This is a genomic window from Acetobacter sp. AAB5, from assembly GCF_050106715.1.
Lineage (GTDB): Bacteria > Pseudomonadota > Alphaproteobacteria > Acetobacterales > Acetobacteraceae > Acetobacter > Acetobacter oryzifermentans.
This window is the reverse complement of record NZ_JBNIEW010000023.1, coordinates 1-8,373: the sequence shown is the minus strand read 5'-3', so window position 1 is coordinate 8,373 and position 8,373 is coordinate 1. Positions and strand designations below refer to the sequence as shown.

Sequence of the window (8,373 nt, the reverse complement as noted above, 5' to 3'; positions counted from 1 at the left end):
TGCTCGCACGGCGTGCGTGGTCGTGGCGCTCCCATGACGTATCTGTCCCATAATGCTTCCTTCCACTCTCGTGAAAATATCACACCATCAAACCCCGGGACTAAACACCTAGTGCCAGAGCATAACCCCACGCCTCATGATGTCGCCCGTGGTCTGGCTGACCTTGTCCCTTTGCGCTTCCAGTTGCGAGAGGATGATGCTTTCCGGCTTTTCTCCAGATCAGGCGCACTGGCTTGCATTGCTGCGCGTCGTGACGAAGCCCGTATCGAAGGGTTGCAGGGGCTGGCAGCGCCACTCTCCATCGCTGGTGCTGACTATATGATGCACTACATGCGTGGTCGGGACGGTAGGACAGTCGGGCATCTCTGAGAGGACAATCAAATGTCTTGAGTTTTGACAGTCGGGCATAGACATTATGGAATATACACGTAGGAGGCCCCTATGCCAGTTCCTGAAGTGACCCCCAGACCGCGCGAAGTAAAACTCTTTCGGAATAATCGCAGTCAGGCCGTGCGGATTCCGGTCGAATTTGAAATGCCGGGAGATCGTGTGCTGATCCGCCGTGACGGTGACAAACTCGTTCTGGAGCCTGTGAAGACGCCTTCCACGCTGAAGGAGCTTCTCATGGCATGGCGTGAAGAGCCGCAGCTGCCTCCCGAAGACGATTTTCCCGATATTCAGGATGTTGCCGCCAGACCAGAAGATATCCTGTGAGCATCTACCTTCTTGATACAAACATCATCAGCGATCTCGTGCGCAATCCTTCCGGCTCCTGTGCGCAACGCATTGAGCATATTGACCCAGGTGATCTTTGCACCAGCATCATCGTGGCCGCAGAATTACGCTATGGATGCGCCAAAAAAGGCTCCGAAAAGCTCTTGAACCGGGTCGAAAGCGTGTTGGCGTTTATCCCTGTGCTGCCACTCGATATTCCTGCCGACTGTGAATACGGTGGCATCCGCGCCGAACTCGAGGCGGCAGGGCAGACAATCGGCATGCTTGAGAAGCTTTTTGCGTGATTGATAGATGAGGGTAAGGGATCCAAATAAAGAATGATGTTGATACGAAGTTGACACATTAAATCGCACTCATATAGTATCGACTGAGTTAATTTGGCATGGAGGGCGCAATGAAGGCTGTGGTAAAAAAATGGGGGAATAGTGCATCCATTCGTATCCCTGCTTCAGTATTGGCAGCTGCTGGATTGACGTTGGATCAGCCAGTGGATGTGCGCGAGGAAAGCGGACGCATTGTCATTGAGCCGCTCACAGTCGTAGAATACGATCTGGCGGATTTGTTGGCTGGGATCACCCCGGAGAATATTCATCCTGAAGTGGACTTCGGAGCGCCTGTTGGCCGCGAACTCCTCTGACATGGTTGCCTACGTACCCGATGCTGGCGAAATCGTGTGGCTCGATTTTTCACCACAAATCGGACACGAGCAGGCGGGACATCGACCCGCAGTCGTTTTGTCATCGGCGGCTTATAATCGGATTGGTCTGATGCTGTGTTGTCCACTGACGACCAAGCTGAAGGGCTATCCTTTTGAAGTTGCAATCGACACTGATCGACCGAGTGCGGTGCTCGCGGATCAGGTAAAGTCTTTCGATTGGCGGGCGCGGGGTGCGAAGAGCAAAGGGCGCGTGTCTGAGGTAGAGCTATCGGAAATTCGGGCAAAAGCCCGTGCACTGATAGGCAGATAAGAAAATCGCCATGGATCATAACAAAAACAATGCCCCACGTTGAAAGATAACAACCCATGAATCTTGCCCGCGCGATTATGATCCGCAAAGAACGCAAGCGCCAACGTCGAGAAGGGGCAAGCCGAAGGGAGAAGCTGTCCGTTTCTCCTTTGCTGTGGGACACCCTTGCAGCCGATCGGCAGCTTCAGCGTACATGGAAGGCTGAAGGTGTGCCGTTCTGGAAGCGTCTGCTGCGGGCCTTTCTAATTCAGGGATAAAATCCATTTGAATGTGCGCTCGTCGCATCATGGACAGGCAGCATCCATGTATGACAACGAGCAAAAATGCCTTATCTTCCGATCGCCCGGAAATACGCCTTTCCGGGCGCCGTCTGTTCCAGTGCCTTATGGTGTTGGGTTGGTCAGAACGTCTCGCAGCCGAGAGATGTGACACACATCACACTCAGTTACGCCGTGCCCTCGCCGGGACATCCGCATTGCCTCCAGACATTTCCGCGTGGCTGCTTGATCTGGAAGCGGCTTTTCTGGCACGGCCTTCACCACGTAGGCGGATCAATGATCCGATATTTCGGGAGTTCGTGAAAGAGAAGTCAGAATTTCAAGCATAAAGAAAGCCGCCAGTTGGCGGCTTCCCTGTATCTATCAGAATGATGAAACGTTGTCCTTAATGTCCAAATTTGAAACCGAGCTTTCCATCATTCATGATATATGGTGCGCAAGTGTTTCCAGGATGGACCTCTGAATATTCTTTAAGCCATTTCGTTGGTACCCAGCCTGGTTTGAATGCGAAATTCATGCTTTTCACATAACCATTATCTAATTGTTCCGGGTCATTAACAGCAAGAATTGCTGACGCTGGAGCAATAACTGGAGCATGATCATTGGGCGCTGAGCGAAGAGGAATTGGATTATTGAAATCCATCATCACGCTATCAGGCGCATCAATTGCTAAGCATTTGTAGCCTTGCAAAGGTTTTACCGGTTTAGGGCCGGCAGCGAGAGCGTGTGAAGATACACAGGCCAGACTCATTCCAGCGAATGCAGCAAATGACAATTTACGAAAAAACATCTGTTTTCCTTTTTATGAGCTTAATATTGGAGATGAAGCTGCCGAACCCATTTTCGAAGCCACATTAGCCCGCCATTGGCCGACGGTCTCGTTTGATGAAATGCCGTTGCTGGCCATGTGTGAAGCGGAGACAAATTCTGACATCGGCGTATCGTCAGTTGCACGTGCGATTGCTTGTCCAGCAGTAGGACCAAAATTGTAATACGCACGTGCGTCAAGAGCTGTCGGGTTGCTAATTCCCGCGTTTTGTAGCGTGGTTGCCGCATCCTTGAGATACTGTGCTGCTGCAACTGCCTGCGTGGCAGGATCCTGCTGGCCAGATATTCCCGTGTTGGTGATGGTGGAGGCTAGACTAGGGTTGGAAGCCAACGCTTTCTGAAGAGCTTCATTGTATGTGCCGTTCGACATTTGAAACGCACCAGTAATGGATGAATTACTGTTTGCTGTATAAACGTTGCGGCATCCTGACTCCACGACGCAGGTTGCCGCCAGAGCGTCAGGATTAACACCAAGGGCGCTGGCATTCTGGGCGGCAGCATATCCCCATGACTGGGAATACATTGATTGGAGCGCGTCTGTGCCGCTATCAGACGATGTTGTGGTTGTTGAGACCACGGAGCCGCTTCCACTGATCTGCTGGGTGGTAGAAGAGGTTGGCGGTGTCCAGCCACCCATACCAACTTCCTGATAGGTTGCATTGACCGTGGGCGGGAGGCCAGCCGGGACATTGACGGTTTGCGCCAATGCAGGATAAATAAGAAAGGAACAGCCAAGCGCTGGCAGGACCTTCCATCTGTGACGAGTGGATCGTCTCTTTTTCACGAGCATCTCCCTTGATTGCGATGCAGTGATTTTCCCAGACCATCATGCGACGGAATTGAAAAAAGAGCGGGCAGGGCAGGTGTGTCCATTATGGTCACACTTTCATGGAAGCCGACCAAGCACGAAACCGATGACGACCAGCAACATGGCCCAGAAGATGATGAGGCCAGTGGAACGCCATTGATACCGGTCACCGATCAGTTTTGCCCGCCGCCCGATCTCGGGTTCCAGAGACTGAAAAACCCTGCTGACCACGTCCAGAATGCGCTGTTCAACCATTCGTTCGTTGATCTGGCTCAGTGCCTTCGCGGCATCAACGCCATCCTGCAACGTCAGTTCGATGGAACGACGCTCCGCCTGAAGCAGTACAAGAGCCTCATTCAGGCTCCGGGGCATCGCATCGAGCGTCCGGTTTTGTGCTTCCAGAACAGCAAGAATTGCCAGAAAGAAACGCCCGTTGGGTGTCTCCGGTCTGACAGTGAAGTGCTGAAGCGCGTGCTTCAGCTCCTCAATAGCCTGTGCCGGAGTTGGCGCATTCTCGGTCTGCTTGTCGTTTGGCAGGCTCATGGTCACTCGAAGTCTCTCGGAACGGGTAGACCTTTGGGCATGTCGGGAAGAAGACTGGGATCAATTTGCGCCAGAAACTCCGGGAAAGAGCGATAGAACCAGACTTCGGCCCGCATCCGATCGAAAAGACCGCTGGGAGGATGTCCCGCGACATTCTTGTCATCAATGAAATCCGCATAGGACAGCCGACGATCCGTGATTTCGTCCATCCCATCCAGTTCAGGAAGGAAGTAGATCCCGCCATCCTCATCGGATTTATCAACCGTGGCGTTCATGACAGCCTGTGTCTGACGGATTTTGTCGAAGTGGCTGTTGTTTGTGTAACCCAGCGGCAGCAAGCCACGGTTCATCACTATGATGCTGTGGCCGGGCAGGAAGCGCCGTTTCTCCTGAAGATCCTGCAGGTAGTCAGCATCGGCTAGTTCAGTGCCGAGCATGTATACCACGACAACCTTGATCCCCAGCTTGGTCAGTTGTGGTACAAGAGGGGTGCTATTGATGATTTCGTGGAAGGCCGTCCAGCCGCCGCCGATATCCAGTATCACGTCCTTCTGGCGCTTCACCATGCCTTCGATCTGCTGTTCCAGCCATGATTTCTGTTCCTTGAGATTGCCAGTAGCGGGTTTCTTTGCATTGGGATGGAAGTGCGAGATGGAGTGGGAGACATTCAGGTGGTCCGTGTTCCAGACCTCCACATCGCCGCCCTGGCGCATGACGGTTTCTGTCAGGGCGTTGAGAAAAACGGTTTTGCCAGTGCGTTGCCGACCAACTGCGGTCAGGAGCACAGGGGGTTTGGTGCGGGCCGACTTGGCAGGTTGGGTCTGGGCTGGATCCGTTTTGGTTGCAGTCATTGAAGCATCCTTTTCTGCTGTGGCACCGCGCAATCATGAGGGTGCCGTTCAGAAGGATTTCATCGTGTCATCATGCGACCAGATAGGATTTCTGGAAAAAAAATGAAAAATCCTGCTCAGTCAGAATATTGTTCTTCTTCTCTCTCGCGAGGCGACTTGAATTCCAGTTCTTCCTCAGGAACATCCTCACCCGCGAGCAGACGATCATAAATGGCCCGTCTTTGTTTTATGATCTCCCGCAGCCCAGGGAGTTTTGCTTCCCCTTCCTTTGCAAGCATGGGAGCACCCTGACTGTCGTTCAGCCTGACCTGTTCTTTGGCCATCGTGAGATCGAACTTGGCCTGACCGAGGGTGAAACGGGCTTTGTCTATTTTTTGCTCCATCGTCATGGAAGTTCCTGCAGGCATCGTCTCGGTTTTGACCGTTAGAGAGGAGCTTTGCGGCCTTCCCTGAGCAGGTTGGGAGACAGGTTGCGGTATTTCAACGAATTCCGGTTTCCAGTCAGCAGGCAGTCTGCTGGGCATGATGGGTCTGTCAGCAACTCGGTCGCTGACGTCATTATTGCTCCTTGGTTGAGTGAGCTTGCCAAGCGCCAAACAGACACGTTTCCATTTCCATTGAATGAGTTTGCGCCCAGGACGATCCGATACGATTGAGATCCCGTCAGCTCGGGCTGCGTCAGCTATTTCCTCCCAACCAATGTTGTCATCTCTCGCCTGGCGGATCGTTTCGTGGTGCTCGAATAACCATCGATAGAGTTTACCAGCCCGGCAGGATGCATGTTGTTTCATCGTTCGGGCTCTGAGTTTTTCTATACCTTTTGACACGTTGTTCTGCTCCTTGTCGGGGAGAATTGCCTGCGATGATGCGACGAGAAAGCTTTTTACAAGGAAGAGTCCCCACATGGATCTTATCTAGACCTAGCACTGACTATCGATCTGCCCCTGCATTGACCTCACTTTCGACCTCACTCTGACCTATGATCTGTCCACACTTTGACCACACATATTTCAGGGTCTTCATACACCATTGCACCCTCAGTGCGGCGGCTACGCCGCCAGGATTGGGCAAGCTGGAAAAAGAGGCATTAGTGAGGGCTCCCTTTGTGAGACGGGACTTCGCATCTGGATGAGGGATAGGAGTGATTTTTTCGTGGTTCGTCGCATGATGGAGGGGGATGTTGACTGCGTAATCAGATTTCGCGAGGATTAAAAGATGACCCCGATATCAAATACAGCAATGACGTTCGAAGGACATGAACTCGAATGGGTCGAGTGTGATGGCCGGCCATGGCTGCTTGGACGTGCAGTCTGTGACGTGCTGGAAATTCAGCGCCATCGGAGTGCGTTGGAAAAACTCGACGAGAATGAAAAACGACTTGTTACGATTCCGACTGCTGGCGGGCCGCAGAAAGTCGTGGCTGTGAGCGAAAGTGGACTCTATTATCTCACGTTTGCTTCCAGAAAACCCGTAGCTAAGAGGTTCCGCCGCTGGGTCACGGAAGAAGTTCTGCCCCAGATACGCCGCACTGGAGAATATCGGCCTGATAAAGGTCAAGATGACGTTGACCTTCGATCGGCTGGTCTCACGCAGGAAGATCTACGTCTTCTGGCGGAGCTGAAAGAGGGTGATATCTATCAAGCAACACGCCACCTGGTGACACGCATGAACGGCAAATTTTCTGTCGAAAGAGCGTTAAGTGAAGCAAAACGCCCGTGGTCCTATGATCTGGATATTCTGGAACTCATTCATCTGGTGAAGCTCGTGCAAATTAGTTGGTTTGCTCTTGGGCAGAATAGTGAACGGTCTGATCAAATGCGCCAGTATATGTGTCGTTTGTCCGCAGTTATGAGACTACTCGATGATAAGTTTGGGACTGGCCCCTATTTTGAGCCGGTAACGTCTGCATCACCAGAAAGATCATAAGTTTCATCATTGAGGGATTGGAAGGGAAGCTCTTGTAGTTGGGATGTTAAATCTACTACCTTCCAATCCATAATTTCTTATGTTGGGATATTAAGATGAACAGCCAGGACTTGATTGAACGTATTGTTGCTGCAACGGACATTCAGAAGAAGGATGCCAAAACGGCTTTGGAAACAGTTTTTGCTGCGATTACTGAAGCTGCGGTCAAAGGCGATGACACAACTATTGCAGGATTTGGCAAATTTGTGGTGCGTCAGACGGCGGAGCGTAAAGGTCGCAACCCGCAAACGGGTGCTGAGCTGGTGATCCCTGCATCTCGTAAACTCGCCTATACACCCGCAAAGGCCGTCAAGGATGCTCTGAGGGTGGAATAGACTATTTGTGGTAACTGTGAGCCGGCGCTGGGGGACGGAGCATTTCAGCAGCTTTCTCTTTTTCCGGACGCGGTCTCTCTGGTGCGCATATTTCCCCCTCGCAACACGTGGCGCTATTATGACCTCTCTGTTCAACCGGATCTGTTTGGGGGAGCAGCGCTTATCCGGCGATGGGGCAGAATAGGGACCCCCGGAAGGGTTAGGCTTGATCTGTTCCCAGATGCGGGAGCTGCGGCCAATCAACTGGCTGTTTTGTTTCGTAAGAAGCTCAAACGCGGTTATATCGTGCGGTCTTGAGTGTTCTTCTCATCTGGTTAAGTCTCTTCCAATTAGAGTTTGGCTCATAAGTTGCAGGTTATAACCAGATGCGTCGAAGTGTTGTGGCTGCATACATGGAGGGATCGAAGAATCGTTGGTTGATGCGCTTGGCTCGTGATTTCAGGCTTTTGGCGATTTGATTGACGGTTTTTGGGGTAGCTTTTGATCTGCGTTTTGAGCAGATCGGGGACTGCCGTCCCGCTGGATGACTACGCGCTCGCGTTCAACCTTTCGAGGAAGAGGAAGCGGCGCATGTTGTAGACGATATTGGCCAGCCCGATCCTCATGGTGGCCCGGGTGATACCGACAGTTCGGATGAACAACCCCGTCTGTGATTTCTGGTCGGCAAAGACGTGCTCGACGCGTGATCGGATCACGGACTTTCCAGCATTCGATTTCTGGATATGTCGGGGCATAGGCTTGAGATGCGGCTTTTTTCTGTGAACCTTTGAGACAAAACCCTCTTTGTCCATGAAGTCCTCATTCGCTTTCGAGCGATAAGCTGTATCAGCCCAAACGCTTGAGGCCGTATTGGTTTTATCTAACAGCCCCTCTCTCAATCGCGCACCATCACTGGCGGCGGCATCCGTCGTCTTCCATTTTCGGATGAACCGAAACTTCCGGTCGATGGAGACGTGGGATTTGTAGCCAAAGAACGGGATGGCGAGATCGCTCGACGGTATGGTTCCATCGTCCTGCCGCTTCGCCTTCGTGAACTTAAGTGTCCATCGTGCATGACGATCC

General features: G+C 52.1%; 16 protein-coding genes. 10 read left to right on the top strand and 6 right to left on the bottom strand.

Features of this window, described 5'->3' with window-relative positions:
* Positions 1-12 precede the first annotated feature (12 nt).
* The 7 genes from ACP7IZ_RS13115 (at position 13) to ACP7IZ_RS13085 (ending at position 2,310) form a co-directional block, all read left to right on the top strand.
* Complete coding sequence (locus ACP7IZ_RS13115; protein WP_426849625.1) at positions 13-369, top strand: hypothetical protein; 357 nt, start codon at positions 13-15, stop codon at positions 367-369.
* Positions 370-441: 72 nt separating this feature from the next.
* Positions 442-714 carry an antitoxin gene (locus ACP7IZ_RS13110; protein ID WP_006115552.1) on the top strand — a complete coding sequence of 91 codons (273 nt, stop codon included), beginning with the start codon at positions 442-444 and terminating at the stop codon, positions 712-714.
* Complete coding sequence (locus ACP7IZ_RS13105; RefSeq protein ID WP_006115553.1) at positions 711-1,019, top strand: PIN domain-containing protein; 309 nt, start codon at positions 711-713, stop codon at positions 1,017-1,019. The genes ACP7IZ_RS13110 and ACP7IZ_RS13105 overlap by 4 nt, the downstream gene beginning before the upstream one ends.
* A 98-nt stretch (positions 1,020-1,117) precedes the next feature.
* Positions 1,118-1,372 (top strand): AbrB/MazE/SpoVT family DNA-binding domain-containing protein, encoded by a 255-nt coding sequence (locus ACP7IZ_RS13100; RefSeq protein WP_006115554.1) that lies wholly within the window; start codon positions 1,118-1,120, stop codon positions 1,370-1,372.
* 1 nt (position 1,373) lies between these two features.
* Positions 1,374-1,703 (top strand): endoribonuclease MazF, encoded by a 330-nt coding sequence (gene mazF, locus ACP7IZ_RS13095; protein WP_012813213.1) that lies wholly within the window; start codon positions 1,374-1,376, stop codon positions 1,701-1,703.
* Between the two features lie 56 nt (positions 1,704-1,759).
* A complete protein-coding gene (locus tag ACP7IZ_RS13090) occupies positions 1,760-1,960 on the top strand; it encodes a hypothetical protein (protein ID WP_012813212.1) in 201 nt (66 codons plus the stop codon).
* 50 nt (positions 1,961-2,010) lie between these two features.
* A complete protein-coding gene (locus tag ACP7IZ_RS13085; RefSeq protein ID WP_232517490.1) occupies positions 2,011-2,310 on the top strand; it encodes a hypothetical protein in 300 nt (99 codons plus the stop codon).
* 56 nt (positions 2,311-2,366) lie between these two features.
* Here the strand turns inward: ACP7IZ_RS13085 and ACP7IZ_RS13080 are convergent, their stop codons facing one another.
* The 5 genes from ACP7IZ_RS13080 to ACP7IZ_RS13060 form a co-directional block, all read right to left on the bottom strand.
* Positions 2,367-2,771 carry a hypothetical protein gene (locus ACP7IZ_RS13080; RefSeq protein WP_006115557.1) on the bottom strand — a complete coding sequence of 135 codons (405 nt, stop codon included), beginning with the start codon at positions 2,769-2,771 and terminating at the stop codon, positions 2,367-2,369.
* 12 nt (positions 2,772-2,783) lie between these two features.
* The gene (locus ACP7IZ_RS13075) at positions 2,784-3,599 is read right to left on the bottom strand and encodes a hypothetical protein (RefSeq protein WP_006115558.1); all 816 of its coding nucleotides are present in this window, start codon (positions 3,597-3,599) and stop codon (positions 2,784-2,786) included.
* A 96-nt stretch (positions 3,600-3,695) separates the two neighbouring features.
* Complete coding sequence (locus tag ACP7IZ_RS13070) at positions 3,696-4,160, bottom strand: hypothetical protein (protein WP_039891560.1); 465 nt, start codon at positions 4,158-4,160, stop codon at positions 3,696-3,698.
* Positions 4,161-4,162: 2 nt separating this feature from the next.
* Complete coding sequence (locus ACP7IZ_RS13065) at positions 4,163-5,011, bottom strand: hypothetical protein (RefSeq protein ID WP_039891563.1); 849 nt, start codon at positions 5,009-5,011, stop codon at positions 4,163-4,165.
* A gap of 116 nt (positions 5,012-5,127) precedes the next feature.
* A complete protein-coding gene (locus tag ACP7IZ_RS13060; RefSeq protein WP_006115561.1) occupies positions 5,128-5,916 on the bottom strand; it encodes a hypothetical protein in 789 nt (262 codons plus the stop codon).
* A 310-nt stretch (positions 5,917-6,226) separates the two neighbouring features.
* Between ACP7IZ_RS13060 and ACP7IZ_RS13055 the strand changes: the two genes are divergently transcribed.
* The 3 genes from ACP7IZ_RS13055 (at position 6,227) to ACP7IZ_RS13045 (ending at position 7,608) form a co-directional block, all read left to right on the top strand.
* Entirely contained in the window at positions 6,227-6,937 is a 711-nt protein-coding gene (locus ACP7IZ_RS13055; protein ID WP_006115562.1) for a BRO-N domain-containing protein, read from the top strand.
* Positions 6,938-7,032: 95 nt separating this feature from the next.
* Entirely contained in the window at positions 7,033-7,311 is a 279-nt protein-coding gene (locus ACP7IZ_RS13050) for an HU family DNA-binding protein (protein ID WP_006115563.1), read from the top strand.
* Between the two features lie 81 nt (positions 7,312-7,392).
* A complete protein-coding gene (locus tag ACP7IZ_RS13045; protein ID WP_309298869.1) occupies positions 7,393-7,608 on the top strand; it encodes a WGR domain-containing protein in 216 nt (71 codons plus the stop codon).
* 230 nt (positions 7,609-7,838) lie between these two features.
* On the opposite strand, the gene ACP7IZ_RS13040 is transcribed toward ACP7IZ_RS13045, so the two are convergent.
* Positions 7,839-8,373, bottom strand: a 535-nt coding sequence (locus tag ACP7IZ_RS13040; RefSeq protein WP_426849622.1) for a transposase, incomplete at its 5' end; no start/stop codon positions are given.

Coding starts and splice junctions, on each gene's coding strand:
- ACP7IZ_RS13110 (WP_006115552.1), top strand. CDS start 442: ATGCCAGTTCCTGAAGTGACCCCCAGACCGCGCGAAGTAAAACTCTTT.
- ACP7IZ_RS13100 (WP_006115554.1), top strand. CDS start 1,118: ATGGAGGGCGCAATGAAGGCTGTGGTAAAAAAATGGGGGAATAGTGCA.
- mazF (WP_012813213.1), top strand. CDS start 1,374: ATGGTTGCCTACGTACCCGATGCTGGCGAAATCGTGTGGCTCGATTTT.
- ACP7IZ_RS13090 (WP_012813212.1), top strand. CDS start 1,760: ATGAATCTTGCCCGCGCGATTATGATCCGCAAAGAACGCAAGCGCCAA.
- ACP7IZ_RS13085 (WP_232517490.1), top strand. CDS start 2,011: ATGACAACGAGCAAAAATGCCTTATCTTCCGATCGCCCGGAAATACGC.
- ACP7IZ_RS13080 (WP_006115557.1), bottom strand. CDS start 2,771: ATGTTTTTTCGTAAATTGTCATTTGCTGCATTCGCTGGAATGAGTCTG.
- ACP7IZ_RS13075 (WP_006115558.1), bottom strand. CDS start 3,599: ATGCTCGTGAAAAAGAGACGATCCACTCGTCACAGATGGAAGGTCCTG.
- ACP7IZ_RS13070 (WP_039891560.1), bottom strand. CDS start 4,160: ATGAGCCTGCCAAACGACAAGCAGACCGAGAATGCGCCAACTCCGGCA.
- ACP7IZ_RS13065 (WP_039891563.1), bottom strand. CDS start 5,011: ATGACTGCAACCAAAACGGATCCAGCCCAGACCCAACCTGCCAAGTCG.
- ACP7IZ_RS13060 (WP_006115561.1), bottom strand. CDS start 5,916: ATGTGGGGACTCTTCCTTGTAAAAAGCTTTCTCGTCGCATCATCGCAG.
- ACP7IZ_RS13055 (WP_006115562.1), top strand. CDS start 6,227: ATGACCCCGATATCAAATACAGCAATGACGTTCGAAGGACATGAACTC.
- ACP7IZ_RS13050 (WP_006115563.1), top strand. CDS start 7,033: ATGAACAGCCAGGACTTGATTGAACGTATTGTTGCTGCAACGGACATT.